Here is a 25,835-nt window from a genome sequence, read left to right on the forward strand (position 1 = left end):
GGGTGCTTTATGCGGGCGGGCAAAAAATATGGTTTGGCGTATGATGACTGTCGTCGGAGGGGGAGCGGGTTCTCGGTCTATCCTCTGATCTTGCCCCCGAACCGGAAGCGGCATGCCCGTCTTGTTTGCCTAATTGACGGCTACTGTTCACGCGGCAGATGCTTGGCGTTCACTTTCCTGGGACACCATGATTCCCCGTGACACACGCATACGCTGATCCTCCACGAGGCTCCCGGCCGGCCGAGAGGGAGCGGAGAAAACGGAGTGCGGGTTCCAGGCGTAGGGAGGCCCTCCTGGCGCTGGCCCTCCTCGCGCCGAATCTCCTCCTGCTCGGCATCTTCACGTACCGGCCGCTGGTGGATAACATCCGCCTTTCCTTTTACGCCTGGAATATTTCCAGCCCCACCGCGCAATTCATCGGCCTGGATAATTACGTGGAGTGGTTCACCCGCGAGGACACCCGCACGATCCTTGGCAACACACTGATCTTCACGCTGTGTGCCGTGGTCGGCTCGATGGTGCTGGGCCTTGGGCTAGCTATGCTGCTGGATCAGAAACTGATGGGGCGCAACTTCGCCCGTTCCGTGGTGTTTGCTCCTTTTGCTATTTCCGGCGCGGCCATCGGCGTGGCCTTTCAGTTCATCTTTGATCCTTCCTTTGGGCTCATTCAGGCGGTGCTGGGGTGGTTCGGGCTAGAAAGCCCCAATTTTTACCAGGTGCCCGGTTGGGCCCTGTTCATGGTCACCACTACTTTCGTGTGGAAGAACCTGGGGTACACCTTTGTGATCTACCTGGCGGCCTTGCAGGGGTTGAGCAAGGACCTCGACGAGGCGGCCGCCATTGATGGCGCGGGCTGGTGGACCCGCCTGACCAAGGTGACGCTGCCGCAGCTGCGCCCCACCACCTTCTTCCTCTCCATTACGGTGACGCTGAACTCCGTGCAGGTCTTTGACATCATCAATGTGATGACGCGGGGCGGCCCCCAGATCGAGGGCACCACCACGCTGGTGTACCAGGTGTATCAGGAAACATTCGTGAACTTCCGTGCGGGTTATGGGGCCACGGCGGCCACCATCTTGTTCCTCATTTTGCTGCTCATCACGCTGGTGCAGGTGCGGTACATGGATAAGGGGAGGAGTAAGTAAAATGGCGCAATCACACAAGGCCCCCTGGTGGAAACTCCTGGGCGGCTATGCGGGAATCATCGCGGTGCTGATCCTCATTGGAGTTCCGCTGTTCTGGATTCTCATGACCTCCTTTAAACACCGCGCCGATATTTATACGGACCCGGTGACCTGGCTTCCCCCCACCTGGTACCCGGAGAACTACCAGGAGGCCACCACCCGGGTGCCGTTCTGGCAGTATCTGCGCAACTCCGTCATTATCACTTTCTTCCTGTGCCTCTTGAAGATCGTGCTCGGAGTGCTCTCCGCCTACGCACTGGCGATCCTGCGTTTTCCCGGGCGCAACCTTGTGTTCCTCATAGTTATTTCCGCGCTCATGGTTCCCAGCGAGATCACGGTGATCTCCAATTACGCTTTGGTTAACTCCCTGGGCTGGCGCAATACCTTCCAAGGCATCATTTTGCCCCTGGCGGGCGTGGCCTTTGGTACCTTCCTCATGCGTAATCATTTCCTCTCCTTGCCGCACGAACTGGTGGAGGCCGCCCGCATGGACGGGGCCGGGCCGGTGCGCCTGCTCACCCGCGTGCTCCTACCCATTTCTATGCCCACGCTGGTGGCTTTTTCGGTGATCACGCTGGTCAATGAGTGGAATCAGTACCTGTGGCCGTTCCTCATGGCCGATACCGCAGATGTTGCCCCGCTCCAGGTGGGGCTGACCATGCTGCAAAACAACGACGGCGTATCCAACTGGGGCCCGGTGATGGCGGCCACGGTGCTCACCATCATTCCGATCCTGCTGATCTTTTTGGCCTTGCAGAAGTACATGATTAAGGGCCTCACCACGGGCGCGGTCAAGGGATAATTAAGGAGCGTAAAGAAGATCATGACGACGATGAAGCGACGTTCCTTCCTCTCCCTCGCCGGGCTGGCGCTGCTCGGGGGTGCCGCCGGGGGATTGAGCGCCTGCGCGGGCACCGGTTCCACCGCCGGCATGGATAACACGGCCGATGACGGCAGCCCCGTGACCTCCCTGACCTGGTGGTCTAATCACCCCGGTTCCTCCAAGGACCATGAGCTGGAGTTGATCCGCCGGTGGGAGCAGCAGCGCCCGGATATTCGGATCAACCTGGTGGACGCGGGCAAGAACTACTCCGAGGTAGCCAATAAGTTTAACGCCTCGCTCACGGGAATTGATCTGCCCGACGTGGTAGTGCTTTCCGATGTCTGGTGGTACAACTTTGCCATTAACCAGCAGATCACCCCGGTATCCGAGCTGGTGGATAAGGCGGGAATTGATCCCTCCACCTATGTTCCGGCGCTGTACGAGGACTATCGGATTGATTCCTCCTATTACGCCTTCCCCTATGCCCGCTCCACGCCGCTGTTCTATTACAACAAGCAGTCCTGGGCGCAGGCGGGATTGCCCGAGCGCGGGCCGGAAACCTGGGAGGAAATGGCGCAGTGGGGCCGGGAGCTGGCGGGAGCAAACCCCAAGCAGCGCCCCTTTGGCTGGTACAACGCCGCCAACAACCTCTCCTGGACGTTTAGCGGGCCACTGTGGACGATGGGCGGGGCGTACTCCCAGGGCTGGGATCTGCGTTTGACCTCCCCGGAGACGCTCGCGGCGGTGCGCTGGTTCCAGGAGGCCACCACCCCGGATACCGGCTGGTCTTATATCGCCACCGACTTAGCCGTGGACTTTTCCGCCGGACGTTGCGCCAGTGGCATGCTTTCCACGGGTGATCTCAGCGGGGTGAGCAAGCAGGCCAAGTTTGAATACGGCACTGCGCCACTGCCCAATCCTCTCGGGCAGGGCGGATGCCCCACGGGAGGCGCGGGCCTGGCGATCCCGCGTAATCTGCCGGAAAAGCGCAAGATTGCCGCCGCCCAGTTCATCGACTTCATCACCAATAAGGAAAACACCGCCTATTGGTCCCGCAACGTGGGCTACATGCCGGTACGCACCACGGCGGTGGAGGACCCCGAGCAACAGAAGTTCATGGCGGATAACCCCAATTTCCGGGTGGCCGTGGAGCAACTTCCGCACACCCGCCCGCAGGACAACGTGCGCGTGGCCCTTCCTGGAGCCGATCCCCGCATCGGCGGTTCGCTGGAAATGGTGGCCACGGGCCGCAAGGACGTGGATACCGTGATGAATAACCTCAATAACATCATGAGCCGCATTTATGAGAATCAGGTTAAACCGCTTATTTAGGAGGCAGCACACATGGCACGGGTAGTTTATGAGGGCGTAAGCCGTATCTATGGAAAATCCGCCACTCCTGCGGTGGAAAAACTGAACCTGGACATCGCGGACGGCGAGTTCTTGGTGCTCGTGGGGCCCTCCGGCTGCGGGAAGTCCACCAGCCTGCGCATGCTGGCGGGATTAGAACCCACTGATCGAGGCCGCATTACCATCGGCGGCCGCGATGTCACCGGGGTATCTCCCGCAGAGCGCAACGTGGCAATGGTTTTTCAAAATTACGCCCTGTATCCCAACATGACCGTAGCCCAGAACATGGGCTTTGCTCTGCGGAATCAGGGGGCGGATAAAGCCACCATCGCCAGCAAGGTGGACGAGGCCGCGCGCATCTTACAGTTGGAATCCCTGTTGGACCGCAAGCCCGCGAACCTCTCCGGCGGGCAACGCCAGCGCGTGGCGATGGGCCGAGCCATCGTGCGCGATCCCGCGGTGTTCTGCATGGATGAGCCGCTCTCCAACCTGGACGCCAAGCTGCGAGTTTCCACCCGGGGGCAAATCTCGGCCCTCCAAAAACGCCTGGGCACCACCACCGTGTACGTGACTCATGACCAGGTGGAGGCCATGACGATGGGGGATCGGGTGGCGGTGCTCAAGGACGGGAAGTTGCAGCAGGTGGCTTCCCCGCAGGACATCTACGAGCGCCCGGCCAACGCCTTCGTGGCGGGGTTCATTGGTTCCCCCGCCATGAACTTCGTGGAGGCCCAGGTAACCGAGACCGGGGCGATGCTGGGCGAACAGCTCGTGGCCCTGAGCCAGCCACAGCGAGAGGCCGCCGTGGGCGGAAAGATTCGACTGGGAATCCGCCCCGAGCATCTGACCTTGGCGGCGCCGGGGGCGGGCCTGGACGGCCGCGTGCAGCACGTGGAGCAGCTGGGGTACGAGTCCTATGCTTTCTTCCGCGTGGCGGGTGCGGCGGACACGGTGGCGGTGCGCATGGAGGGGCGTGTGAGCCTCACCCCGGGGGAGGAGTACTCCCTGGTGCTTTCCGACGCCCCCGTGATTCACGTCTTTGACGCGGAGGGGCAACGGGTGGGGTAACGATCTACGGTAAAGGTGGGCAGGGCCTCATCTAGGTTGTCTTAATCCAGATCCCGGATGAACCGCGCCACGTGTCCAGTGGCCTTGACGTTGTACTTGGCCACGCCGATGGTGCCGTCCGGCTCGATGAGGAACGTGGAGCGGATCACTCCCTCTACAATGCGGCCGTAGTTCTTTTTCTCGCCAAAGGCCCCGTAGGCCTTCATCACGGTCTTATCGGGGTCGGAGAGCAGGGGGAAGGTGAGCTCGTGATCCTTGCGGAACTCCGCGAGCTTTTCTGGAGTATCGGGGGAGATGCCCACCACGGCGATGTTCATGCCGTTCAGTTCGCTGAGGCTATCGCGGAAATCGCAGGCCTCCTTGGTGCAGCCGGGGGTGTTGGCGCGCGGGTAGAAGTACACGATCACCCGCTGCCCGGCGTAATCGTTTAGGGATACGGTGGCTCCGCGGTCGTCGATAAGCGAAAAGCCGGGGGCGGTGTCTCCTGTGTTCAGCGTCATGGCACCACCATAGCCGCACCTGTGGTTCTGTATCCTGCGTGGTGTGAAAACTCGATTCGATACCTACGTCAATCCGCAGCGCCCGTGGTACCGAACCGCGCCGTTTTATATCGTGCTGGCCGTGCTGGCGATTTTCCTGGTGGTGGTACTGATCGCGCAGTTCACGGGGAGGGACTCCGCCTCGGAACAGGCGAGTGGCCAGAGCGCGGCGAGCGCCCCGGCGAGCGACGATCCCGACGCCGAGCTGAAGGCGTTGATCGAGCGGCGCGAGGCGGACGATCCCCGCGCGATCGGTGAGGTGGATGCCCCCCTGGTGATGGTGGAATGGACGGATCTGCGCTGCCCGTTCTGTGGCCTGTTCTCCCGGGAGATCCTGCCCACGCTGAAGGAGGAGTACGTGGACACCGGCAAGGTGCGCATTGAGTTCCGCGATGTGGTGTACTTCGGGGATCGCTCGGCCTCCGCCTCGGCGGCGGCCCGCGCCGCGGCTAAGCAGGACAAGTACGTGGATTATCTGCGGGCTATTTATGCCCGTGCCCCGGAGAGCGGCCACCCGGAGTTGCCCGATGAGGAACTGGTGGAGGTGGCCGAGGAGATCGGGGTGCCGGACATGGAGCGCTTTAAGGCGGACATGAAGGACCCGGATCTGCTGGCCGAGGTTCAGGAGGAGACCGCACAGGCCCGCCAGCTGGGTGTGCAGGGCGTGCCGTTCTTTGCCGTGGGCAGCTCGGTGCTCGCCGGAACGCAGCCCCTGGATAACTTCCGGGCGTTCCTGGATCAGGCGATTGAGGAGGCCAGCTAAACCGTGGAATTGAGCCTGCTTGGAGCCTTCCTCGGCGGCGTGCTCACGCTGTTGAGCCCGTGCTCGGCCATGCTGCTGCCGGCCTTTTTCTCCTATGCCTTCTCCCGTCCTACCTCCCTGATTACCAGCACCGGGGTGTTTTACGTGGGCCTGATTACCACGCTGCTGCCGATGGGCGTGCTGGCCGGTTCCGTGGGGGCGCTGGTCAGTGAGAACAGGGAGACCTTTGTGATGGGCGGTTCCATCGTGGTGATCGCCTTGGGGCTCATCATGCTGGCGGGCATCGAGATCCCGCTGCCGGGCAACGCCGGAGCGGCGGGAGGAAGTTCCTTGGCCGCGGTGTACGTGCTGGGCACCATCTACGGTCTGGCCGGGGTGTGCGCGGGCCCACTGCTGGGCATGGTGCTCACGATGGCCGCGGTGAGCGGAAACGCCGTGATGGGCGGGATCACCATGCTGATCTTTGCCTTGGGCATGGCGGTGCCGCTCGTGGTGCTTAGCCTGCTGTGGTCGCGGCTGCCCGTGGTGCAGGGCCTCGTGCGCCCGCGCGGGGTGCGGGTGGGGCGCTGGACGAACTCCTGGAATAACATCGTGGGTGGTCTCTTGACCATCGCGGTGGGAGCGATGATGTGGATCACCAGCGGAACCACCAGCCTGGGCGGCTTTGTGGGGGTAAGCCAGCAGGCGGAGATGGAGAACTGGGTGATCCGCACCACCGCGCAGATTCCCGACGCCGCGGTGGTGGCCGGGGTGGCGCTGCTCAGCGGGGTGGGGTTGCTGGCGGCGCGCCGGTGGCGGAAGTCTGCTGCGGCGGATTCCGCGAACAGGCTAGAATGACGCGCAGAGAGGAACCACCGGATTTGCCTGAGCGGTTGTTTGAGCCGGCGCTGGGCATCGTTGGTGTGTTTCTGCCCACCGCGCCGCGCGGGGTAAACTCCACGGGCGCGGTGGGTATAAGTGCGGCAGCGGCTGCATAAGAGACGTCGCACAAGGAATAATTGACTCGCATTTGTTGGGAGATTGAACGTGGCACGCAGTATTGAGGACATCCAGCGCGATATTGAGCGCACCCGCCGCCAGCTGGCCAGCACCCTGGATCAGCTTGCGGACCGCAGCAAGCCGCAGAACCTCGTGGACGATGCTAAGCGTGAGGCGACGGCAAAACTCCAGGACCCGCAGACGCAGAAGATCCTGGCGGCCGTGGGCGCGGTCTTTGCTACCGCCATCGTGTTGACGATCGCGCGCAACCGCAAGAAGAACAAGGACATCAAGGAATTGCAGCGCCTGCTGGCCGGGCGCGATTAAGCCCCGCGACCGGGTGGAAAAAGGGGTAGGGCGGGTGACTCCCGCGCCCCTGGTGTGGCAGCATAGGCGAGCATGACGAGCCAACACGGCGGTGAGGACCGCGAACCGGCAACGCGGCGTTTTCCCGCACAGAACGTGCAGGGGGACTACGCCGATTTTCCTCGCGTGTCCGCCAAGGCAGACCCGGAAGCAGTGGGCACCTATCAGGAGGCGGACTCTGATTCGGAGCATTCGCGAGGCCCCCGGAAGCCGCGCTTCGAGAGCAGCAATTCCAGCATGATCGTGGCGATCGCGGCGATGTTCTTCGTGCTCGTTCTCGTGGGCGCGGGAACCTGGATCTTCCTGTTCTCCTCCGGCGGTGGGGAGGGGGATCGCTCGGCCGTGGCTGCGGATACCTCTACCGAGGAGAGCCCGAGCGCGGAAAGTGCCTCGTCTGCCGCAAGAGCCACCAGCACGGCGTCGGCCGCCCCGACGAGCACGCGCCGCACCACGGCGCGCAGCGCGACGCCGAGCCCCAGCAGCATCGCGCCCTCGTCTCACGCGCAGCCCACGAGGGAAGAACGGCCCACGGCGGACATTGCGGAACCCGCCACCCCGCGCGCCTCGATCACGAGCGCCCCACGGGACGCGGGACCGGAATCCTCCGCGTCTCCCGCACCCAGCGCGTCCGTACCTGCCGTGCCGGGGGAGGCCACTCCGGTCAACAGCGCGGCACGCAACAACACCGGCGAGCAGTACCAGCGGGTATGGGCCTCCGGGGCCACCAGCGATGACTTCGCCCAGGTGGTACACCGGCAGTGGCTCTCCGAATACCGAGACACCGGACAGATCAATGCCACGGTGCAGGCCTACAGCCCCACCACCGGGAAAAACTACACGATGACCTGCCGTGATGCCGGGGAATATGTGCACTGCACCGGCGGGGATAATGCGAATGTGTACATCGGATGAGCCACTCAAAGAAATCCCAGAATAGGCACGCGGCCGCGCTGCTGGCCCTGGGGGCGGCGGTGCTTTCCGCCTGCACCATCGGGGAGGTTGAGCAGGCAGGCCCCGGGAACACGGCAGAGAACCCCGGCGGCAGTGCTCCCCCGAGCGCCTGGGGAAGCGCCAGCCCGGCCCCCTCGGCCCCGGTGCTCACCGCCGTGGCCGGCACAAGGGTGGCGGTGGCTGACACGGCGGCCGGCTCGGTGAGAGTGACCACAGCGGGGGATACGCACGAGGGTCCGGCCTGGTCTACCAGCAAGGTACCCCTTTCTCTCGCGGCGCTGCGGGCCTCCCCGGAAGCATGGGCGGACGTAGAGGCGGCGCTGACCGCCTCGGATAATCAGGCCGCCGCGCGGCTGTGGGAATCCCTGGGCACCCCGGAAGAAGCGGGGGCCGCCGTGCAGGCGATCCTGCGGGAGGCGGGCGATGATCACACGCGGGTGGAAACGCGCAAGGTGCGCCCGGAGTTTTCCAGCTTTGGGCAGACCGCGTGGACGCTGGAAGATCAGGCGGCCTTTGCCGTGGTGCTGCCCACCCTCGACGGCGCGCAGCCCGTGCTCGACGCGATGGGTCGGGTAATCCCGGAGCAATCCTATGGATTGGGCACCATCGAGGGCATGAGGTTCAAAGGCGGATGGGGCCCGGACCCCGACGGGCGCTACACGGTACGCCAATTCGGCGTCATCGAGACCCCATGCGGGCGCAAGGGGGTGGCCGTAGCGGCGCAGGCCCCCGACGGCAGCTACGAATCCGCGCAGAGGCTGCTCACCGAGGAGGCGCAGCACGTGAGCGCCGCGTTGCGCTGCGAGTAAGAAACACAGAAGCGGGGCGGGGCGTGAAGGTGAACCCGCTCCCGCTTTTGCGGCTACCCGGAGGCGCTAAGAGCAGTTGCGCAGCGGGGTGTTGATGACCTCCGCCCCAGCCTTTTCGATCTCGTCGAGGGCCGCCTGTCCGCGGTTAGGGTCCACCGGTGAGCAGTAGTAGGAGAGCACGCGAACATCGAAGCCCTCCTTGAGGCCGTCGAGAGCCGTGGCGCGCACGCAGTAGTCGGTGGCGATACCCACGACGTCGATAGCCGTGACACCCCGCTCGCGCAGCCACTGGGCAAGCGAGACGCCCTCGGCGAAGCCCTCGAAGCCGGAGTAGGCCACGCTGTAATTGCCCTTGAGGAAGAACGCCTCGATGCTCTTGAGGGGCACCACCGGGTGAATGGCCGCGCCGGGGGTACCCGCCCGGCAGTGCGGGGGCCAGGTGTCGATGAAATCCGGGGAATCGGAGAAATGATCGCCCGGATCAATGTGCCAGTCCTGGGTGGCCACCACGTGGGCATAATCGCGCATGGTCTCCTCGCATTCGAGGAGGCTGCGGATGCTATCGGCCGCGAGGTCACCATCGGCGGTGGCCAGCGGGCCGAGAGCGCAGAAATCTTTTTGAACGTCTACAATAACCAAGGCCTTCACGGATAAGCATTATTGCACATTATGGCTGAAAAATCGTGTTCGGCATGGTGAATCTGTCGCCCCCGGCACACCATCTCATCTGGTGAGAAGGGCCGTGCGGCGGCGCAATAGGTACCCTGGGGCGGTGCAAGAAATCACCTCCCCTATCCCGCAGTACCTTTCCGCCCTCCTCGACGCCGTGCGCGACGAGCAATCCGGCCACGTGGCCGACTACATCCCAGAACTCGCCAGCGCAGACCCCAACCCCCTCGGCATCGCCATGTGCACCGTCTCCGGGCGCATCTATTCCGCCGGTGACTGCGACGTCCCCTTCACCCTGCAATCCATCTCCAAGCCCTTTGCCTACGCGCTCGCCCTCCAGGAACGCGGCATAGAAACGGTGATGGCCACCGTGGGCATGGAACCCTCCGGGGAGGCCTTCAACGAACTCTCCCTAGACGGAAAATCCAACCTCCCCATGAACCCCATGATTAACGCCGGGGCCATCGCCGTGAACCAACTCATCAACGGCGAGGACTCCACGGTAGAGGATCGCGTGGAGGTCATCCGCTCCCTCATGAGCGACCTCGCCGGCCGAGACCTCGGATTCAACGAGTCCCTGTGCTACTCCGAGCTCGACCACGCGGACCGCAACCTCTCCATCGCGCACATGCTGCGCAGCTACGGAGTGATCCGCGATACCGCGCACGACGCCGTGCTGAGCTACACCCGCCAATGCGCCATCGAAACCACCGCCCGAGACCTCGCCGCGATGGTGGCCACCCTCGGCAACGGCGGCGTGCAGCCGATCACCGGCAAGCGCGTGCTCGACCCGGACGTATGCCGCCTCACCATGGCTGTGATGAGCTCCGCCGGAATGTACGACGCCGCCGGGCGCTGGATGGCGCGCGTAGGTATCCCCGCCAAGTCCGGCGTATCCGGCGGGCTCATCGGCACCCTGCCCGGCCAACTAGGCATAGCCACCTTCTCCCCGCGCCTGGACCAAGAGGGCAACAGCGTGCGCGGCACCATGCTCTTTGAAAAACTCTCCCAACAGATGGGGCTGCACCTGATGAACCCGCTGCCCGTGGGCGTCCACGCGGTGCGCGCCATTGAGGAACGCGGGGAGGACACCGTGATCGTGCTCCAGGGCATGATTAACTTCTCCGCCGCAGAATCCATCATCCACGAGATCTCCACGCGAGACTTCAGCGCCCACCGCCTGGTGCTGGACGTGACCCGCGTGGTGCAGGTGGACGGAGTGGGCAAGAGAATGCTGGGCTCCACGCTGCTGCGCATGCGCCGCGCGGGCTACGACATTGGGGTGTACGACCCGGAGAAGCGCCTGCTCGGCCTCGTGCTTTCCGACGGCACCCGCGCCCCGCGTTTGAAGGGCTTGAAGGGCTTAAAAGAAAGATTGCGGTAGGATAGCGAAAACCCCGGTGGGCTAGTTCAGGGCCTACCGGGGGTGATCGCAATATTTACGCTGTGCGCCATCAGGGACTCGAACCCCGAACCCACTGGTTAGAGTTGGTAGCGGCGTGACGTGGATGAAAACGTGAGTCGATTTTGGCCCCATAAGTAACATCTGTCACATGATGAGTGACCTACGAGACATCTTGCGGGGGTGGCGCTCCGAGTTGGAGGCCGCCGGGCGCGCACAGGGGACCATTAGCCTACGTCTGGGACATGCCCGATCGTGCGTAGAGACGATAGGCAAGCCGGTGGGCGCGGTGACGCGGCGTGATTTGGTGCGGTATCTGGCGGATCGTCCGTGGGGCGCGCAGGCACGGCGCTCAGGGCGAGCATCGATTAGGTTGTTCTGGCGGTGGATGCAGCGCGAGGGGATCGTGCCGGTGGACGTTGCCCGCGATCTGCCCACGGTGACGATCCCGCGCGCGGTGCCTAGGCCCGTGCCGGACGTGTACATCATGGAGGCGCTGCGCGCCGCCCCACCGCCGATCCGACTGGCGATCGAGATCATGGCGACCTGTGGGCTACGCCGCGCGGAGTGCGCCCGCGTGCGGGCCTGTGACGTCGAGCCGGTGGGGCAGGGGTGGAGCCTGCGGGTGGAGGGCAAAGGCGGGCATGTACGCATGGTGCCGTGTCCGCCGCACCTCGCCCGGCAGATACGCGCCGCTGGCGGGTGGGTATTCCCCGGTGGGCAGCGCGGCCACATCTCGCCGGGATGGCTCGGCAAGCGCATCTCCCACTACCTCCCAGAGGGCTACACCCCGCACAAGCTCCGTCACCGCTATGCCACGGTGGCCTACGGCGACTCGCACGACCTGCGCGCGGTGCAGGCGCTCCTCGGGCACGCCACGGTATCGACTACGCAGGTCTATGCTGCGGTCAGCGGTGAGAGTGCATACGCGGCAGCTGAGGCTACGTGGCGGATTGCGTCCTAGACGGGGAAGCTGATACTTCCCTGCATACTGGACCATTCTTTATCGATGCGGAAGTCCGGGTTAGCGGGTACCCCCGTCCCTATCCGAGAGGAGCCGTCATGAATCCGCATGTACTTCAAGGTGGACTTATCGCCGTTGGTGGGCACGAGGAAACGTACCTCGTTAGTACCGGGCTTCACGTGCGGCTTGCAGTCCATCGACCATAGCTCACCGTGATTCAGGTAGTACGACCCTGAGCCCATGCCTTCGAAGCCCTGGGCGGGGGTGACAGGAAGACGCATACGCAGTGGGCCTCCCGGTGAGATTGCATCACGGCCCCACAAGACCCGGTAATGCAGCTCGAAGATACCCCATAGCACTCGCCACTGGAACCGGAATAGCCCACCACTCCCGAGGTTGAGGTTACGGTTACCATCAGCAATCAGATTAATCCCGGTCTGAGTCCATGAGGGCAACTCAATAGCCGGGCCGCGCGGTCCGGGAGGGCCTTGAGGCCCAGCAGGACCGCGTGAGCCTGTCGCCCCGCGCGGGCCTTGACTGCCCGTTGCACCACGAGGCCCGATAGCGCCCTGTTGTCCTGCTGGTCCCGCAGGCCCGGTTGCTCCGGTAGCCCCGCGTGGCCCCGCAGGTCCGGTCGGGGTGGTGACCTGCTTATTCACCATCCAGGTAAACGTGCCTGTGAACGTGTATTTCGGTCCCCATTGTGAGACACCTACATTTCCATATTTATCAATACGGACAGTCATACTAGCGCCAAAGGAACCATCTAGTGTTCCGATAACGGTGTCAACGGGTCGTAGCTCCGCCGGAATTATCTTACTTCCCAAAGGGGTGAAGTTCTTCCCACTTGAGTTCTTATTCATCCTTATCGATTGAAAGGTGGCACGGACGACGGGGCCAACCCTAGTAAGAGTGAGGGTGCCTGCGGCGTCTACGTCTGCGTGCGTCGTCCAGCCCTTGAGGACGCTTTCTTCTTTGTCGAGTGTGTAGGTGCTTGAGGGGTCGCCTTGTGGGCCTTGAGGTCCGGTGGGCCCTGTTGCGCCACGAGGCCCGGTAGCGCCCCCTGGGCCGGTGGCACCGCGAGGTCCCTGGGAGCCTTGCGGCCCGGGGGTGCCGCCTCCTCCTAGGCTGAGCGTGTCGATCTTTTCAGCCATTGCCTGCATCTGCTGTGCGCCGAGGTGGATAGGGTCGCCGTCCTCGGGGTAGGGGATACGGTGGTTTCTGGTGTATCGCGTCATATTGCCACGTCCTTAATTTCTGCTCCGCTGTTATCGATATACCTTAAGTCGGACCACGTTACAGAGGTATGGAAACAGTAACCTCTATTCGAGGGTGCTTTACCCCATCGTGGGTATCTATTCGGCATGGAATAGTTGTTCTTAATAGTGCTTTGATCGATGATTTGCGCTCCGGGGGGTGTGCCGCCGCGTTCCCACATCCACGGCACGGTTCGTTGGTTATTGCGCCGGTATTGCTTTAACCCTTGCCACGGGACCGGGGAGATACGCGACCTAGTGTTGTGGATGAAGTGGGTGCGTAGAAGCGCGGACCATCCGTCTTTTGGGTCGAAATGTAGTGTGCCGCCAATAGGGGCCACGATGGGGCCGTATGCCTGGTTGGTGCCCATGAGCCATTGGTGGGCGGCGTCGCCGCTGATAAAACACGGGCGGGGGTTTTCCCAGGCCATGAGTACCCATCGGGTGACATCCCAGTTAGGGAAGACGTGGGTGGGCTGGGTGGTGAACTCCGGGTGGCGGGGGCGTCGCCCTTCCTCATGGACCCGCGCCCATAGGGCGTTTTGGGCGGGCTCCACATTTTCCTGGTCTCCAAGCCAGGTGTCCCAGCTAAGTACCCTACGGGCGTCACCGGGGTAGACGTTTTCGTGAACGCTTATCGTGTCATCCCACTCACGTTCACGGTTTTTCCAGTTGACCTCGACACGGTTAATCACGGTGGCGGGGTCGGCCTCAATCACAGGGTCTCCTGTGAGTTGACATCCTCCGAGTCCGATACCGGGGTAGGTCACTCCCTCGAAGTGCACGCCGTCTACGGCTGGTTTGACGGCCCCATGCTGCTCATCGCTGGACTGGAGGCGCACAGTCATGTCCTGTGATAGGCGTGGCACCTGCCGCACGACATTACCGTCTGGATCATAGGACCAGGTTTCCGCCGCCATCGAGCCGTAAAAATCACCGAGGAGCTGGAGCGCGCTTTTGCCCTTGACGTCTAGCGGGGAGACGCCGAACATGTGGTACTCGGAGCGGAAGTAAAAGTTCTCGATGCGGGTGGTGCCGACCTCCGAGAGGCCACGGATACGCAACGCACGGTCCATCATGGCCTCGGTGGGCCATTCTGAGGGGCCGGGATGGACACCGCCCATCGCGGCGGTGGAGTCCGCACATACCAGGGTGATGATCCACCGGCGTGCACCTTGGCCGGATTCTGACTTGGTCAGCTTCGCGGTCGCACGGGAGACACGGCCTCGGAATACCACCATGCGGTGCGTTGTCCCGCTGATACGCGTGCCATCTAGAGCCAGGACAGGGCGACCTTCTATCTGAAGGCGCACCTCACGGCCCACTGCCTTGTTCCGGCGGATATAGTCGGCCCACTCATCGGTCACATCTGCCAGATGCAGGGTCATAGTCGCCGGGGTGGCCGAGGCGTCATGGTACTCATTGCGCCCCCAATCAATCTTGACGCTGCGGACCGCTACTGGCTCAGTATCGGCCTTATCGGCGCTACAGGCGATCTCATAGCCTCCGATAGTCAGCGAGGGAGTTACTTTCACGCCCATGAGAAAGCCCCTCCCCCCGCAGCGGGGCTTAGGCCCAGGTCCCGCCCGTACTGCTTGAGTGCCTTCGTTAGAGCCTCCACAATCGCGCGGGGGTCTACTACACCAGAGCCATCAACAGTGATATGCACGGAGTTATCCACCTTCATCGCGCCCCCGGAGGACGAGCCGATAGCACCACGAAGGGAGGACAGTGACCCCGAGGCCGCCGTAAGCTCCGGCTGATACCCAAACGCCAGCGCCGGGGGTGCCATGAACCTAAACGGTGTGCCAGGCGCGGTCGTCATCGACGGGGCAGCGCTAAACATCTTGGACAACCATGCTGGTGGAGAGGGGAACCGGATACGCCCAATCGCGCTGACCACCGAGCCAATCAGGCTCACGAGGCCCCGCAGTGGAGCCGTCAGAATACTCACAGCTGCGCTGGCCACCGCCATCGCAGCCCGGAAAGCTCCGCCGACACCGCCGACCTTCGAGACGATGTTACCCACCCACTGCACCGCAGAGCGGATACCGCCAACAACCAGGTCAAAAGCGGCCTTACCGACACGCCCTGCGGCGTTAACGGCGTTACGGAACGTCTCAGACTTCTGATACGCCAGCACGAGCGCGGCCACCAGTGCGGTCACCGCGACAATCACAATCCCAATCGGGTTCGCGCTCATCGCCGCGTTGAGCACCCACTGCGCCGCCGCCATAGCGAGGGTCGCTGCGCGTACCGCCATCATCGCGGCCTGCTGAGCCACAAAGGCCGCGATGGCCCGCGCGCTGCTGGCTACCCATGCCGCCGCCGTAGCAGCTGCTGCACCCACCGCACTCGCAGCGGTCATCGCAAAAGCAATACCGGCGCGTATCTGCATCGCTAGCCACGCCCCAGCAGCCCGCGCACCGGCAGCCAACCAGCTCGCCGCTGTCATTGTGGCCGACATGGCCGCGCTGGCCGCCGTCATCGTAAACGAGATACCGGCGCGTATCTGCATGGCTACCCACGCCCCGGCGGCGCGCACGCCCGAGGCGATCCACGCACCAGCCGCCGTACCCGCGTGGATCGCCGCCTGCGTCGCCGTGGCCGCCCATGTCCATACGATCCGCGCACTAGCGGCCAACCATCCGGCTACGGTGCGCGCGGCCGCACCTAGCCACGCCGCCATCGAGGTAGACGCCGCTGTGGCCGAGGACCCCGCCGCGATGGTGTTGCCGAACACGATTCGTCCGGTCATCGCTCCCCACGCGGTACTGACCGCCGTGGCGATAGCTGAGGCGACGCGCCACGCTTTGATCGCTGCGAGTCCGGTATACAGTGCGCCTGTGGTCACACCGATAGCGATAGCTAGCTTGCGGAAAGCTTCGGGATTCTCCCCGATCTTCTGTGCGAGCTTCGCCATCGCCTCAGCGGCCTGTGTCGCATAGGGCAGTAGTTGCTCCCCGAGGGCGGCCTTGGCGTTTTCCCAGTGCGCGGCGGCGATCTGAGCGCTACCGGCCGCCGTGTCTGTCTCGCGGGCAAAGTTGCCCTGGGCGTCGGCTGACTGTTCGGTGAGCATCGCCAGCAAGGCTTGTGTCTCGGCCTGTTTGAGGGCCTCGCCTTCGAGCTTGTCGAGACCCTGTGCCGCCAACCTAGCGTTAATGTCCGACTTCTTGATAGAGATGCCATACTTTTCGATGGGGTCCATCTCCCCACGAAAAGCCGCACTGAGTGCCTGTACGGCGTCGGCGGTCGTGCCGCCGTACATGGAGGCCAGATCAGCGCCCATCGTAATGAGTTTGTCCGTGGTGGGCACCAGGTCAGACTGGGCAACACCCAGGTTCTTTAGCTGGGAGCCCATCACGGAGGCGAACTCCTGGTACTGATTCTTAGACAGACCCACAGAGTTCGCCGCGTCCGCCGCGAGTTTCTTAATTGCCCCGCTTTGTGCCTTGAACACCGATTCCACTGCACCGGTGGACTGCTGGAGCTTGCTTGCTGAGTCCAAGGCCTGTTTACCCATGCCGACTACGGCAGCGGTAGCCGCCGTGCCCACAGTGGCGGCTTTCTTCATGCCTGATTCGAGCTTGTCCAGGCCGCGACCAGCCTCATTAAAGCCTGCCACGGCTTTCTTCGCGTCCGAGATAATACGAACGCTAAGAATGGCGGTTTTGCTCATCGCGTATGTCCTCCAAGACTCGGATCATGGTTGCCAGGGTGGCGTCGTCGTAGTCGAACAGCTCATGCGGGGCGATCCGCCACGCATGAGCCAGTTCCACAAGCAGTCGAATACGGCTTCCTACTGGGTAGGGTTTCCTAGATCACCCACCGCGTCGGCCTCGGCGGCGGTGTCCTCGTAGGACTCCACATCTATTGCGTCGCGGTCGCGGAAGTCCTCGAAAGTGCCGGGGTAGATGCCCTCGCGGCGCAGCGCGGCCCAGGCGAGGAACGTGGTTCCCAGGAACGGGGCGTCGTTGAACGTGGGCCAGTTGTGCTTAGAGCGGGTCATGTCCCAACGCACGCGGTCCGGGTTGGTGATGGTGACCTCCACCGGCGCGGTGTGGCCGTCGAGCGTCACAGAGGTTTTCAAAGCCATAGCTATACTCCTTTGATTTGATCTAGTGCTTTATTGACCTTGTCTTCATACAGCCGTAGCCACGTGGATTCTGTGGCCTGGGCCGCGTAGGACAAGAATGGGTTCGGTTTGATATTGCGGGCTTTCCATCCCCAGTGAATCGGGGGCGCATACGGCACACCGGAGGCGGAGCGCCGCCGGTTACCAGCACGTACGATGCCGGCAGTCTTTGTGGCACCGGCGCGTACCGTCGCTGCGAGTTTCCCGGAGCGCACAGGTGCCCAGCCTTTGGCACGACCAGCAACGATCTCAGCAGCTGCGCGGTGCGCGTCTTTGACATCGGTTAGGTCTTTACCAGCTTGCTTGAGGGTGCGGCGGAGATTCCGCCCACCTTCCAGCTTGAGCCCCTGGTAGACCATCTAGCCGTTGGCACTGCTCGTTGCGCCGCCGTTAGTCCAGGTGGGCTCACCGACAAACGGGAACTCAAAGTCCGAGGTGTTCGTCTTATTGACCTCGCCGCCGAGATCAATGGGCATGATCTTCACGGTCCCCTTGATAGAGGCGTTCGAGTTGCCCCTGGGCTTGAAGGCGACCTTGACGGCCTGGCCCTTGTTGGTCCAGGTGAAGTCGATGACTCCCTTAGCGGTCAGGTCCTGGATAAAGGTTCCCTCCAGCTTTGCAGTGAAGGTTTCCCCGCCGGGCAGCACACCACCACACAGGGTATGCAGGTCATCTTCGGAATCATTATCCCAGGTCACCTTTACCTCGGTGGCCTGGCACGCAAAATCTACCTCAGTGCCGGTCTCACCGAATTTCAGTTCGCCCTTGCCGAGTTTAAAGCTTTTAGGTGTTCCAACAGCCATGTTTTTCTCCTAGTCGATTAGGTAGGTCAGGCGGTAGGCCGGGAGCGGCCCACCACCGGAGGGGAGGGTGACGGTCTCATCCAACGCGGAGGAATCCATATCCCATTGGTGCTCGTCCATCACCTCGATGGTGTGGGTGAGCAGCCCGTCAAGAGTTTCTAGCGCGCGGGGAATGCCAGTGTCGCGAGCGATCAAGTACAGATCGACTACCACGGCATACCCGCCGCAAGCTCCCAGCACGCTGCGGCCCAGACGGCGCGCGGTCACCCACACTGCCGGGGGATTAAGGCGCGGAGGGTCCACAGTCGCTGCGATCCCCGCTTTAGTCAGGGCATCGACAACGCTGTTTAAAGCTTCGTTCACCATGTTTCAGCCCACCTGGAGCGGTGCGTAGCGCCCGAGCTTGAGCAGCTGCGCGAGATCGGGATCATTGCGTGAGACGTACACCGGCCCCAACTCGCCTAGAGCTTCCACACCAGCGGGTGAGTTGCGGCGGCGGTAGATACGCGCACAGAGCATCTTGGCCCCAAAGGCGACATCTGCACTCCACGAGCCAGCAGGGGTGCCTTTATAGCCGATGATGAGCGCGGTGACCGCCTCGGTGATCTCCGTCAGCTCCGGCAGCGCGGCGGTGGACTCACCGAGGTAGTCCGCCACCTGCTCCGGGGTGACCAATGGTGACACTAGGACTCCTCACGCTCCGCGTCTCGGCGAGCGGGCTTGGTGGCACCGAACGGGACACGCACAATGCCATCCTGCTGATTGAGCAGGGTCGCCCAGTAGCCGAAGATGCCGGAGTCCTTACCGCCGTGGTCCAATCGCTCGGCGTCTACTCGGATCGGGGAGCCGGACAGCTCGAACCAGGTGACGGCCTGCTTAGCGTAGGCGATGATCTCGCCCTCGGGCACCAGATCGGAGGCGATGAACCGATCCGGTCGCACCCCGAGCAGATCGAGGTAGGCCGGGTTATCCAGCTGCGTGATCTGGAACAGCCCAAACAGGCTGTTGGGGTGGACCAGGTAGGCATTCGGCTCTACGCGGGTCTGCCGCTTAATGACCAGCCGGGCGCGAGCCGCAGCGTGGAGCAGATCAGGCTCAGCGGTGATCGTCGTGCCGGTCTTAGCCGAGGCAACCAGGAACTTCGCGGCCTTCTCATCGGTCTTGATCGCGTAGTCATTAGCCCGGGCCCGGAAGAACGCCTGGAGGAACTCCGTCTCGTGGAAGTCGAAATACGCGCGGTCAATATCGTGACCGGCAGCCATACGGGAGGCGGTCACCTCCACCGGCTCGGTGGCTACAGTGCCCGTGGGAATCTCGGCCTTGTCACCGGCGTAGTCTCCGACCTCGGGCTTCTTCGTCCATCGAAAGCCCACTCCCTTGAGCTTGGTCAGGGCCTTCTGGGTCATGGTGGGGATGATCTCGCGCTTGTACTCCACGCCCTCCCACATCTCGCCTAGCCACATCGGAGCCGAGATAGCCGGGTTAGCAGAGCGGGTGATGTCGGCAAGCTTAGCGGTCATCTCCGCCGAGGCCACGCCGGTTCGGGCGGCGGCGATTGCCTCCACGGCCTGCGAGAATGTCAATTGTGCTCGGCCAGGGCCGGTGACAGTCAGCCCGGTGGGAACGCGGGCGGCGGCGATGTAGGACACATCGTCACGGGTAGTCACATTCTCCTCCTTTTCCTCATCATCATTGCGGGGCTCCTCATTGGGCTGGGGAGTCTCCGGGGCGGGGTCGTCCTTGCGGTGCCGGTCCTCCACCTTGGGGGTCGTGGTCTCAGTATTGGTCATGGTCTTGGGTTCCTTTCTAGAAGCGGTAAAGCGCTCCACGCGGGCGTCAGCAAAAGCAGGAATCGGTACCAACGCCACGGCGGTGAGCACACCAGCGGTGAGCACACCGCCGGTGACTTCGGTGTCCACCAGCTCCACGGACAAGGCATCACGGATGCCCTCGGACACATCGGTCAGTGCGGTATCCCCGTCGGAGGTGGCACCGACTTTGAACGTCATCTTCAGGCCCTCGGGGGTGTCCTCGGCGGCGGTGGCGTAGCCGACCGGGGTAAACCCGGGTTCCGTGGAGTGGTCACGCAGCAGCTTCACCCGCTTGAGATCAGCGGGGAGTTGTACGGCTCCTGCGGTCACTGTGACCTCGCCGGTGGAGGTGTAGCCGGGCTTGCCCCACGGTAATACCATGCCGGTAATCGTGCGGGACTCCGGCGCAGTCTCGGGGGCCATTGAGGCCACCATCTGCATCATGAGCGTTCCTTTCGGTGTTGTCCCTGGTAGGGGTCTGCCGACAGCCACGGTATGTAGGCTTGCAGCCACTCTTCTACTGCCGGTAGTGTCAGCACGCGGCTTACTGCTGCGGTGACCGCGAGAATTGCCGCTACAGCGGGTATCTCGTCGATGTTGGCGGCGTCAGCAATCTGTGGCAGCAGGGGGAGCAGTGAGACAGCCCCGATAAACACGCTGCGCACCATAGTTCGCCAGGGGCGGCGCACTTGGGTCGGGCGATTATCGGGTGCCACGATCTACTCCTTTCCGGGTCGGGTGATGATTGCCAGGGCGAGGATTACTCCGCACGCGGTGCCGATCATCTGGGAGAGCGCGAGAGCGGCAATAGCAATCAGGGTCATCATCAATTGTTTTCAGTAGGCGTCACAGGTGCGGTTTTGCCGGTCTTGACGTCGATGAATCCCGGCAGGCCGAGGTGAACACCGATTCTGGCTACGGCGTCTACGAGGGTGCGCCCGCCGAGCTGATCCCAACCGCGCTTATTAGGGCCGCGCAGCTGGATTTGATTATCGGCAGCCGCCTGGTTCGCCCAGATGGCATTCATCTTCGCGTCGTGTAGGGCGTCGCGGCTTTCGCCGGAAAGCTGAGTCATGGTGGTTCCTTTCGAGGTATCAGCAGCCTGGGCAGGTTGCTTTTGGTGACGTGCGGCCAGGGCCAGCACGTAGTCATAGGGGAACTCCCGGCCAGGATCAGTGTGGTCGGATTCGCCAAAGGCTAGGCTGATCTCGTTGTGGCCGCACACGCCCCATTTACCGGCGCGCACCTGGTCAGCGGTGCGCAGGATCAGCGGGATACCGTAGGCCGTGGAGTAGGCGGCAAGAATCTTCGCTAGGGAGTTCAGTTGCTTTGGGCGTGCGAGCCACTGTTCCCGCGACCAGGCGGCCTTGCCGGACAGGCTGAAGTGGTAGCCAATCCGGTTACCTGTAGGCATGGCCGACCACGGCATGAACGGATCGTCGTTCTCGCGGTAGGTCACCCCATCGTTGTCGATGACGATGTGGTACGACCCGCCCGCCGCCGGGGTGGACTGATAGCGCGCCATCCCCTCGGCGCTAAGCGTGCCGTTATCTTCAAAGGTGTGGACTACCAACACGCGGCGCGGCGTACTGGTGGTACCGGAATCATTGGTGGTGAGCAGTGTTCCGTCGGTTTTAAAGGCGTTGCTCATCGGAGTCGTCCTTATCATAATCTTTACGGATGTGGCGGTAGATACTGGCAAGCTGCTGAATGGTGTCCTTGGTGTCGAAAGCTAGCTTGACTCCTGGCGGGGTCACATCGTCCTGGGATAGCCGCGCGGCCACAGCCGCCATGAGCGGCGAGAGCCCAAACGTGACGAGCTCGGACATTCGGCTGGCGGTGTTTTGGTAGGACAGGGACGATCCAGCTAGCGTGGCATCGATCATCGGTGCGGGGATACCGGCGTGGCGGGCAATATCCACTGAGGCGGCGTTGCGCCCATCAATGAGTAGATGCCCGTCGATTCCATCGCCGTGGTCGATGACCTGAACACCTTGGGAGGTAAAGGCGACGCCTCCGTTTTCACCGCGCCGCGCCTGCATCCACCTGGCGGTAATCGCGTCGATCTCCTCACGGGTCATCGGCGCGTCATTGGTTTGGTGTAGTTCGACCTGTGGCACGGGGTTTTCCGCTGCGCGGGTAGCAGCCGCCGCCAAGCGCATCGCCTGGTCCAGGGTGTCTGCGCCGTAGGTCAAGATGCCCTCGGTTACGCCGGGGATGAGCACGACGCTATCGGCCGGTGCGGTGTTCCCATCGACTATCACCGTGCCCTCGGAGTCGATGTGCCACCGATCAAACGCAATTCGATCAGCGGCCACCACTGGGCCGGTTTTGCCGGAGCGCTGCACGGCCCACAGCGACCACCCGTAGAAAAACAGATCATCGATGGTCCACAACATCCGGTGGAACGGCGATAAGGGGCCGGTGGTGTCTGTGATGAAGCCGGGTGTGGCATCGGTTTCCTCCCCGTCGTCATCGACGGCGACGAGCGGTAGCCGGGCAATCGTAGAGACGATCAAGCCACGGGCGCGAGACAGCGCGGGTACTCGTATCGCCTGCTCCCGCGTGATGGCCTTGAGCCGGAACTCATCACGTAGGAAGTCGTTAACGATGATGGGTTCTAGGTGAGTGGGTCGCTCCACCCACGGGGAGGCCAGGGCACTGTTGCTATGCAGGCGCCCATCAATCCCCAAAGCAGAGCGGATGTTGTCGAGGAATCCCATACCGCTATTAAGCGGATCGGGCGTCACGCTTCTCGAATGCCCTCATTTTCGCCATCCTCGCCGCAGTGCGCGCAGTGCCCACCGCCGCCGGATCATCATGAGCGGCTTTCGCGTGCAGCGCACACGCCGTCCACGCCGCAGCCGGGGTATGCCGGGTGGTGCGCCATCCGCATTCGTCACAGATGGCCACTACAGACAACACCGAGGCGTCGATACGCAGGTAGGACACGGTTTCTCCTAGTAGATGAACGGTTTAATCGGCGGGGCCGGGCGGTGCAGTGCCCCGTAGAGTGCGAGGGTGGCGGCCTCCAGCGCGGCAATGGAGCCCGCCGCGCGGCGGCGCTCCCAGGCCCAGGCATCACCTACGCGCCGCTGCTCGGCCAGCTCGGCGGCCAGGTCAAGCGCCTGGTGCGGGCGGATGCGCACCTCCGGGGCAGCCAGCCCGTCGCTATCGGTGCGGGTGATCCGATCCAACAAGTCCGCGCACGAGGACGTCAACGCCCGCACATTAAACGCCGGTGGCTCGTGGCCCCGCTGTTTCAACTGGTCGAACAGCGGGCCGGACGGGCCGATAGGGTCTACCACCGGCGGCGGGGTGTCGTGGCGCTCCCGCAGCTCAATGAGCCGATCAGCAGCCCACCCGGTGCCGGGGCGCACATCCACAATCTCCAGGGTGGGTATGCCGTCCACGACAGCACACGCGGCGATCACGGTCTCGGTGCGCTGGTAGTCCACCGCCGCGCCGAACATCACCGGGCAGGTATCGGGGATCGGGGCCGTGGACTCCGCAGACTGCCAGGCCGTGAGCGGGATGAACCGATCACGGGCTCCCGTGCGCAGATTCCCGTAGGCACGCGCAAACTCCGCTGGGACAAGTTGCTTAGCGGCACGCTCCAACGCGGCCATATCCATTGTGTGCCCAAACGCCGGGTGATGCGCGGCCACCAGGTCGAGGTCGGTGGGATCATCACCAGGATTAATGCCCCACTCCAGCAGCGCGATACCGGAGTTCGGTTGCTTGGCTTTATCCACCAGGCCGTGGAACCAGGTACTCCGCGCGGTGCCCATCGTGGATACCACGATGGTCTGCGCACCACGGCGTGTCGTTTGGGTCGGAACGATGGCCTGCATGAGCGCCTGGGCCTCGCCATCATCAAACACCCAGGCCTCGTCGATAAAATTCAGGTCCGACTGCTCGCCATGCAGCGACTCCTCATTGGGCGGGTGCGGGGAAAACGTTGAACCCAGGCGAGTGAACGTGAGCTGCTCTGATCCGGCGGCTTTTTTCGCCTTGAACAGCGAGCGCAGCGGGAACATGTCCGATTCCATGATCTCGACCTGTTCTAGCCACTTTTTCCGGGCTTTTTGCCCGGTCTGGGCGGTAGACCACACCTTTTTGCGCCGCCCGGTCATCATACGGTGGATACAGGCCGCCAGTAGCAGCGTCGTTTTCCCTGACTGGCGCGGCACGCTGATAACCACCATCGGCCAGCGCGGTAAACCCTCCGGGGTGACCTCCCCGATCACATCAGCGGTCCATTCCTGCCACGGCATCGCCGGAGTACCAAGGTACTCCATCATTTTGCAGATCGCAGGCCCATACGTCGCCCCGCTAGGACGCGGAGTTGCGAACCGTGGGCGCGGACAGCTCAGCAAGGGCGCGGTTAAGTTCGTCATTAGCCTCATTCTCACGATCAAGGGGGGTCATCCGCAGGGCTTGCAGCACCTCGCGGTACGGCGCGGTCAGCTGGGAGATGGCGTAGTACTTCCGGTCGGCCTCAGCATCATCGAGAGCCACCGCGTTCGCCCGCGCAAGGGATAGCAGCCCCTCGTCGATGGCCTCCAAGCGGTCTTGTTCTTTGGCCGCCTCAATGGCAGTCTCTAGCATTTCGGCATGGCGGCCTGTGGGGCGGCGTATCTCAAATAGCGCTTCGTTCATGGTTGAAATTCCTTCCAAAATTAAGGGGGGTGGGGGGGTAGGGGATACCCCCTAGGGCTGAACCGGGGAGAAAAAGCAGTGCTGGCGCGGGGGCTCCCGAGGCTCACTGGCTTAAAAAACACCAGCCCGGCCCGGCGGCGACTCCTCACATCGATCATTCTCACCGAACTCACCGCTTTTCCTCGCGTCAGTCACCAATCACGCGATGGTTCACAACGAGATGAACGCAAAGGATGAACAGCAAACCATTCACTCAATGATTTGTCACCACGAGCTGAATTACATTTGCTATGAGCAGGACGCAGATTCTCCAACGAGTCATCACCACCAGCAGCACGCGGCACCACATGATCCGCAGTAGTCGCACCAGGCAACCCACACAGATGACACACCGTGCCATGTGCTGCGAGTGTGGCAGCAGTCAACCTGGTGGCGCGACGCCCAGCCCACCTACTACCCACCGGCCACCCCCACGGCCCTACCCGGGCCCCTACCCCCACCAGGGGCCCGGGACCCCCCAGGGGCCCCACCAGGACCGCTAGGCCCCCTCCTCCCTATCAGGGCCACCAGGGCCTCCCTCGCCTTCTCATAGCCCTTCAACCGCGCGTAGACATCCAGGACAGCCTTCGCGGGGCTATCCCCCTCAGCTACAGCCCGCAGCGCTGCACGCACTGATCGGCGCGTACTACCCGTCATGCCTGAGCCAGGCAAGGTGACCCCGCCCCTAATCACACCGACGTCCTTATGCGCCAGCCCCTCGGCTGCACATAGCGCCGCCACCGGGCAGTCCTGGCACAGCTCCACCGCCCGCACCAGCTTCACCCAGCGCGGCTCATTACCCGGCCCCGGCTCATCCCACAGCTTAGGGTTCTTTGCCCGCGCGCACAGGGCCCGCTCGTGCCACTCCGGCACCACATAATCCGCTGGCACCACCATCTTTAGAGCACCTTCCCAATGAACGCGACGAGCAGCGCTATAGCAGCCGCCCCGAGGCCCAGGATCACCGCCACAGCTACCGCAGTAAGCACCACGACAAAGACAGCCTCCAGAACGTGATGAACAGTGGACTCATCCTTATCTGGTGCAGGGTCGAACGTCTGTACTAGTGCCGTTCGATGACGAGCATTATCTAGGGGAGTAAACGGCTTAGTCATGGTGGTTACCTCCAGGTGTGGTGAGTAATAGGTGTAGCCAATAGGAATCCCCTAAAGGGGATATTTGTTAGCCGATGACCCCCCAGTGCCGGTTTCCCAGTTTTTCCGCTTTCCGTCGTCATCCCACGGCTAATAGCCGTGTGGGCTT

30 protein-coding genes are annotated in these 25,835 nt (G+C 63.0%); 11 read left to right on the forward strand and 19 right to left on the reverse strand.

What is annotated here, in order from left to right; genetic code table 11:
- Window positions 1-197 precede the first annotated feature (197 nt).
- From Cocul_RS00255 to Cocul_RS00270, 4 genes are read left to right on the forward strand one after another with little or no spacing between them, the layout of a single operon-like run.
- Window positions 198-1,145 (forward strand): carbohydrate ABC transporter permease, encoded by a 948-nt coding sequence (locus Cocul_RS00255; RefSeq protein ID WP_055121331.1) that lies wholly within the window; start codon window positions 198-200, stop codon window positions 1,143-1,145.
- A gap of 1 nt (window position 1,146) precedes the next feature.
- A complete protein-coding gene (locus Cocul_RS00260) occupies window positions 1,147-1,986 on the forward strand; it encodes a carbohydrate ABC transporter permease (RefSeq protein ID WP_055121332.1) in 840 nt (279 codons plus the stop codon).
- A 21-nt stretch (window positions 1,987-2,007) separates the two neighbouring features.
- Window positions 2,008-3,339, forward strand: coding sequence for an ABC transporter substrate-binding protein (locus Cocul_RS00265; protein WP_069723531.1), 1,332 nt, complete (start codon window positions 2,008-2,010; stop codon window positions 3,337-3,339).
- Between the two features lie 12 nt (window positions 3,340-3,351).
- Window positions 3,352-4,425: an ABC transporter ATP-binding protein gene (locus Cocul_RS00270; RefSeq protein ID WP_055121334.1), complete on the forward strand. Its 1,074-nt coding sequence runs from the start codon at window positions 3,352-3,354 to the stop codon at window positions 4,423-4,425.
- Window positions 4,426-4,466: 41 nt separating this feature from the next.
- Here Cocul_RS00270 and bcp read toward each other — a convergent pair whose 3' ends face one another.
- Window positions 4,467-4,925, reverse strand: a complete 459-nt coding sequence (bcp, locus tag Cocul_RS00275; RefSeq protein ID WP_055121335.1) for a thioredoxin-dependent thiol peroxidase — start codon at window positions 4,923-4,925, stop codon at window positions 4,467-4,469.
- Window positions 4,926-4,968: 43 nt separating this feature from the next.
- Here bcp and Cocul_RS00280 point away from each other — a divergent pair, with 43 nt between their 5' ends.
- The 5 genes from Cocul_RS00280 (at window position 4,969) to Cocul_RS00300 (ending at window position 8,831) form a co-directional block, all read left to right on the forward strand.
- Window positions 4,969-5,727, forward strand: coding sequence for a DsbA family protein (locus tag Cocul_RS00280; RefSeq protein WP_055121336.1), 759 nt, complete (start codon window positions 4,969-4,971; stop codon window positions 5,725-5,727).
- 3 nt (window positions 5,728-5,730) lie between these two features.
- A complete protein-coding gene (locus Cocul_RS00285) occupies window positions 5,731-6,564 on the forward strand; it encodes a cytochrome c biogenesis CcdA family protein (RefSeq protein WP_055121337.1) in 834 nt (277 codons plus the stop codon).
- Window positions 6,565-6,753: 189 nt separating this feature from the next.
- On the forward strand, window positions 6,754-7,032 hold the full coding sequence (locus Cocul_RS00290) for a DUF3618 domain-containing protein (RefSeq protein WP_055121338.1): 279 nt from the start codon (window positions 6,754-6,756) through the stop codon (window positions 7,030-7,032).
- 72 nt (window positions 7,033-7,104) lie between these two features.
- A complete protein-coding gene (locus Cocul_RS00295) occupies window positions 7,105-7,983 on the forward strand; it encodes a hypothetical protein (protein WP_055121339.1) in 879 nt (292 codons plus the stop codon).
- Entirely contained in the window at window positions 7,980-8,831 is an 852-nt protein-coding gene (locus Cocul_RS00300; protein WP_055121340.1) for a serine hydrolase, read from the forward strand. The genes Cocul_RS00295 and Cocul_RS00300 overlap by 4 nt, the downstream gene beginning before the upstream one ends.
- 66 nt (window positions 8,832-8,897) lie before the next feature.
- Here the strand turns inward: Cocul_RS00300 and Cocul_RS00305 are convergent, their stop codons facing one another.
- Window positions 8,898-9,479: an isochorismatase family protein gene (locus Cocul_RS00305; RefSeq protein WP_055121341.1), complete on the reverse strand. Its 582-nt coding sequence runs from the start codon at window positions 9,477-9,479 to the stop codon at window positions 8,898-8,900.
- Between the two features lie 133 nt (window positions 9,480-9,612).
- Here Cocul_RS00305 and Cocul_RS00310 point away from each other — a divergent pair, with 133 nt between their 5' ends.
- Both Cocul_RS00310 and Cocul_RS00315 read left to right on the forward strand, forming a co-directional pair.
- Entirely contained in the window at window positions 9,613-10,884 is a 1,272-nt protein-coding gene (locus tag Cocul_RS00310; protein WP_055121977.1) for a glutaminase, read from the forward strand.
- 169 nt (window positions 10,885-11,053) lie between these two features.
- Window positions 11,054-11,866 (forward strand): tyrosine-type recombinase/integrase, encoded by an 813-nt coding sequence (locus tag Cocul_RS00315; RefSeq protein ID WP_169786392.1) that lies wholly within the window; start codon window positions 11,054-11,056, stop codon window positions 11,864-11,866.
- Here Cocul_RS00315 and Cocul_RS12670 read toward each other — a convergent pair.
- The 17 genes from Cocul_RS12670 to Cocul_RS00390 all read right to left on the reverse strand — a co-directional run bounded on the left by Cocul_RS12670 (window position 11,863) and on the right by Cocul_RS00390 (window position 25,687).
- The gene (locus Cocul_RS12670; RefSeq protein WP_055121343.1) at window positions 11,863-12,147 is read right to left on the reverse strand and encodes a hypothetical protein; all 285 of its coding nucleotides are present in this window, start codon (window positions 12,145-12,147) and stop codon (window positions 11,863-11,865) included. The genes Cocul_RS00315 and Cocul_RS12670 overlap by 4 nt on opposite strands.
- A 953-nt stretch (window positions 12,148-13,100) precedes the next feature.
- On the reverse strand, window positions 13,101-14,663 hold the full coding sequence (locus Cocul_RS00325; protein WP_055121344.1) for a hypothetical protein: 1,563 nt from the start codon (window positions 14,661-14,663) through the stop codon (window positions 13,101-13,103).
- Window positions 14,654-16,696: a phage tail tape measure protein gene (locus tag Cocul_RS00330; protein WP_150114274.1), complete on the reverse strand. Its 2,043-nt coding sequence runs from the start codon at window positions 16,694-16,696 to the stop codon at window positions 14,654-14,656. The genes Cocul_RS00325 and Cocul_RS00330 overlap by 10 nt, the downstream gene beginning before the upstream one ends.
- Window positions 16,697-16,778: 82 nt before the next feature.
- The gene (locus Cocul_RS12965; protein ID WP_281176023.1) at window positions 16,779-16,901 is read right to left on the reverse strand and encodes a hypothetical protein; all 123 of its coding nucleotides are present in this window, start codon (window positions 16,899-16,901) and stop codon (window positions 16,779-16,781) included.
- Window positions 16,902-16,921: 20 nt separating this feature from the next.
- Window positions 16,922-17,218: a hypothetical protein gene (locus Cocul_RS00335; RefSeq protein WP_055121346.1), complete on the reverse strand. Its 297-nt coding sequence runs from the start codon at window positions 17,216-17,218 to the stop codon at window positions 16,922-16,924.
- Between the two features lie 398 nt (window positions 17,219-17,616).
- On the reverse strand, window positions 17,617-18,060 hold the full coding sequence (locus Cocul_RS00340) for a hypothetical protein (RefSeq protein ID WP_055121347.1): 444 nt from the start codon (window positions 18,058-18,060) through the stop codon (window positions 17,617-17,619).
- A gap of 9 nt (window positions 18,061-18,069) precedes the next feature.
- The gene (locus tag Cocul_RS00345) at window positions 18,070-18,426 is read right to left on the reverse strand and encodes a hypothetical protein (RefSeq protein ID WP_150114275.1); all 357 of its coding nucleotides are present in this window, start codon (window positions 18,424-18,426) and stop codon (window positions 18,070-18,072) included.
- A gap of 3 nt (window positions 18,427-18,429) precedes the next feature.
- Window positions 18,430-18,744 carry a hypothetical protein gene (locus tag Cocul_RS00350; protein ID WP_055121349.1) on the reverse strand — a complete coding sequence of 105 codons (315 nt, stop codon included), beginning with the start codon at window positions 18,742-18,744 and terminating at the stop codon, window positions 18,430-18,432.
- Complete coding sequence (locus Cocul_RS00355) at window positions 18,744-20,315, reverse strand: phage major capsid protein (RefSeq protein WP_055121350.1); 1,572 nt, start codon at window positions 20,313-20,315, stop codon at window positions 18,744-18,746. The genes Cocul_RS00350 and Cocul_RS00355 overlap by 1 nt, the downstream gene beginning before the upstream one ends.
- A gap of 382 nt (window positions 20,316-20,697) precedes the next feature.
- Window positions 20,698-21,522 (reverse strand): peptidoglycan recognition protein family protein, encoded by an 825-nt coding sequence (locus Cocul_RS00360; RefSeq protein WP_055121351.1) that lies wholly within the window; start codon window positions 21,520-21,522, stop codon window positions 20,698-20,700.
- Entirely contained in the window at window positions 21,506-22,564 is a 1,059-nt protein-coding gene (locus tag Cocul_RS00365; protein ID WP_160318472.1) for a phage portal protein, read from the reverse strand. The genes Cocul_RS00360 and Cocul_RS00365 overlap by 17 nt, the downstream gene beginning before the upstream one ends.
- Before the next feature lie 37 nt (window positions 22,565-22,601).
- A complete protein-coding gene (locus tag Cocul_RS00370) occupies window positions 22,602-22,823 on the reverse strand; it encodes a hypothetical protein (protein ID WP_055121353.1) in 222 nt (73 codons plus the stop codon).
- Window positions 22,824-22,831: 8 nt separating this feature from the next.
- Window positions 22,832-24,175, reverse strand: coding sequence for a hypothetical protein (locus Cocul_RS00375; protein WP_055121354.1), 1,344 nt, complete (start codon window positions 24,173-24,175; stop codon window positions 22,832-22,834).
- A gap of 31 nt (window positions 24,176-24,206) precedes the next feature.
- Complete coding sequence (locus tag Cocul_RS00380) at window positions 24,207-24,533, reverse strand: hypothetical protein (RefSeq protein ID WP_055121355.1); 327 nt, start codon at window positions 24,531-24,533, stop codon at window positions 24,207-24,209.
- A gap of 191 nt (window positions 24,534-24,724) precedes the next feature.
- Entirely contained in the window at window positions 24,725-25,063 is a 339-nt protein-coding gene (locus Cocul_RS13060) for an HNH endonuclease (protein WP_342669491.1), read from the reverse strand.
- Complete coding sequence (locus Cocul_RS13110; RefSeq protein ID WP_055121356.1) at window positions 24,987-25,469, reverse strand: WhiB family transcriptional regulator; 483 nt, start codon at window positions 25,467-25,469, stop codon at window positions 24,987-24,989. The genes Cocul_RS13060 and Cocul_RS13110 overlap by 77 nt, the downstream gene beginning before the upstream one ends.
- 2 nt (window positions 25,470-25,471) lie before the next feature.
- Window positions 25,472-25,687 (reverse strand): hypothetical protein, encoded by a 216-nt coding sequence (locus Cocul_RS00390; RefSeq protein WP_055121357.1) that lies wholly within the window; start codon window positions 25,685-25,687, stop codon window positions 25,472-25,474.
- Between the last annotated feature and the right edge of the window lie 148 nt (window positions 25,688-25,835).

It is taken from the genome of Corynebacterium oculi (genome assembly GCF_001412105.1).
GTDB classification, from domain to species: domain Bacteria; phylum Actinomycetota; class Actinomycetes; order Mycobacteriales; family Mycobacteriaceae; genus Corynebacterium; species Corynebacterium oculi.

What these genes read in the sequence shown, in the direction of transcription:
- Cocul_RS00260 (WP_055121332.1), top strand. Translation starts at nt 1,147, where the DNA reads ATGGCGCAATCACACAAGGCCCCCTGGTGGAAACTCCTGGGCGGCTAT.
- Cocul_RS00265 (WP_069723531.1), top strand. Translation starts at nt 2,008, where the DNA reads ATGACGACGATGAAGCGACGTTCCTTCCTCTCCCTCGCCGGGCTGGCG.
- Cocul_RS00270 (WP_055121334.1), top strand. Translation starts at nt 3,352, where the DNA reads ATGGCACGGGTAGTTTATGAGGGCGTAAGCCGTATCTATGGAAAATCC.
- bcp (WP_055121335.1), bottom strand. Translation starts at nt 4,925, where the DNA reads ATGACGCTGAACACAGGAGACACCGCCCCCGGCTTTTCGCTTATCGAC.
- Cocul_RS00295 (WP_055121339.1), top strand. Translation starts at nt 7,105, where the DNA reads ATGACGAGCCAACACGGCGGTGAGGACCGCGAACCGGCAACGCGGCGT.
- Cocul_RS00300 (WP_055121340.1), top strand. Translation starts at nt 7,980, where the DNA reads ATGAGCCACTCAAAGAAATCCCAGAATAGGCACGCGGCCGCGCTGCTG.
- Cocul_RS00315 (WP_169786392.1), top strand. Translation starts at nt 11,054, where the DNA reads ATGATGAGTGACCTACGAGACATCTTGCGGGGGTGGCGCTCCGAGTTG.
- Cocul_RS12670 (WP_055121343.1), bottom strand. Translation starts at nt 12,147, where the DNA reads ATGCGTCTTCCTGTCACCCCCGCCCAGGGCTTCGAAGGCATGGGCTCA.
- Cocul_RS00325 (WP_055121344.1), bottom strand. Translation starts at nt 14,663, where the DNA reads ATGGGCGTGAAAGTAACTCCCTCGCTGACTATCGGAGGCTATGAGATC.
- Cocul_RS00330 (WP_150114274.1), bottom strand. Translation starts at nt 16,696, where the DNA reads ATGAAGAAAGCCGCCACTGTGGGCACGGCGGCTACCGCTGCCGTAGTC.
- Cocul_RS00335 (WP_055121346.1), bottom strand. Translation starts at nt 17,218, where the DNA reads ATGGCTTTGAAAACCTCTGTGACGCTCGACGGCCACACCGCGCCGGTG.
- Cocul_RS00340 (WP_055121347.1), bottom strand. Translation starts at nt 18,060, where the DNA reads ATGGCTGTTGGAACACCTAAAAGCTTTAAACTCGGCAAGGGCGAACTG.
- Cocul_RS00345 (WP_150114275.1), bottom strand. Translation starts at nt 18,426, where the DNA reads ATGGTGAACGAAGCTTTAAACAGCGTTGTCGATGCCCTGACTAAAGCG.
- Cocul_RS00355 (WP_055121350.1), bottom strand. Translation starts at nt 20,315, where the DNA reads ATGATGCAGATGGTGGCCTCAATGGCCCCCGAGACTGCGCCGGAGTCC.
- Cocul_RS00360 (WP_055121351.1), bottom strand. Translation starts at nt 21,522, where the DNA reads ATGAGCAACGCCTTTAAAACCGACGGAACACTGCTCACCACCAATGAT.
- Cocul_RS00375 (WP_055121354.1), bottom strand. Translation starts at nt 24,175, where the DNA reads ATGATGGAGTACCTTGGTACTCCGGCGATGCCGTGGCAGGAATGGACC.
- Cocul_RS00380 (WP_055121355.1), bottom strand. Translation starts at nt 24,533, where the DNA reads ATGAACGAAGCGCTATTTGAGATACGCCGCCCCACAGGCCGCCATGCC.
- Cocul_RS13110 (WP_055121356.1), bottom strand. Translation starts at nt 25,469, where the DNA reads ATGGTGGTGCCAGCGGATTATGTGGTGCCGGAGTGGCACGAGCGGGCC.
- Cocul_RS00390 (WP_055121357.1), bottom strand. Translation starts at nt 25,687, where the DNA reads ATGACTAAGCCGTTTACTCCCCTAGATAATGCTCGTCATCGAACGGCA.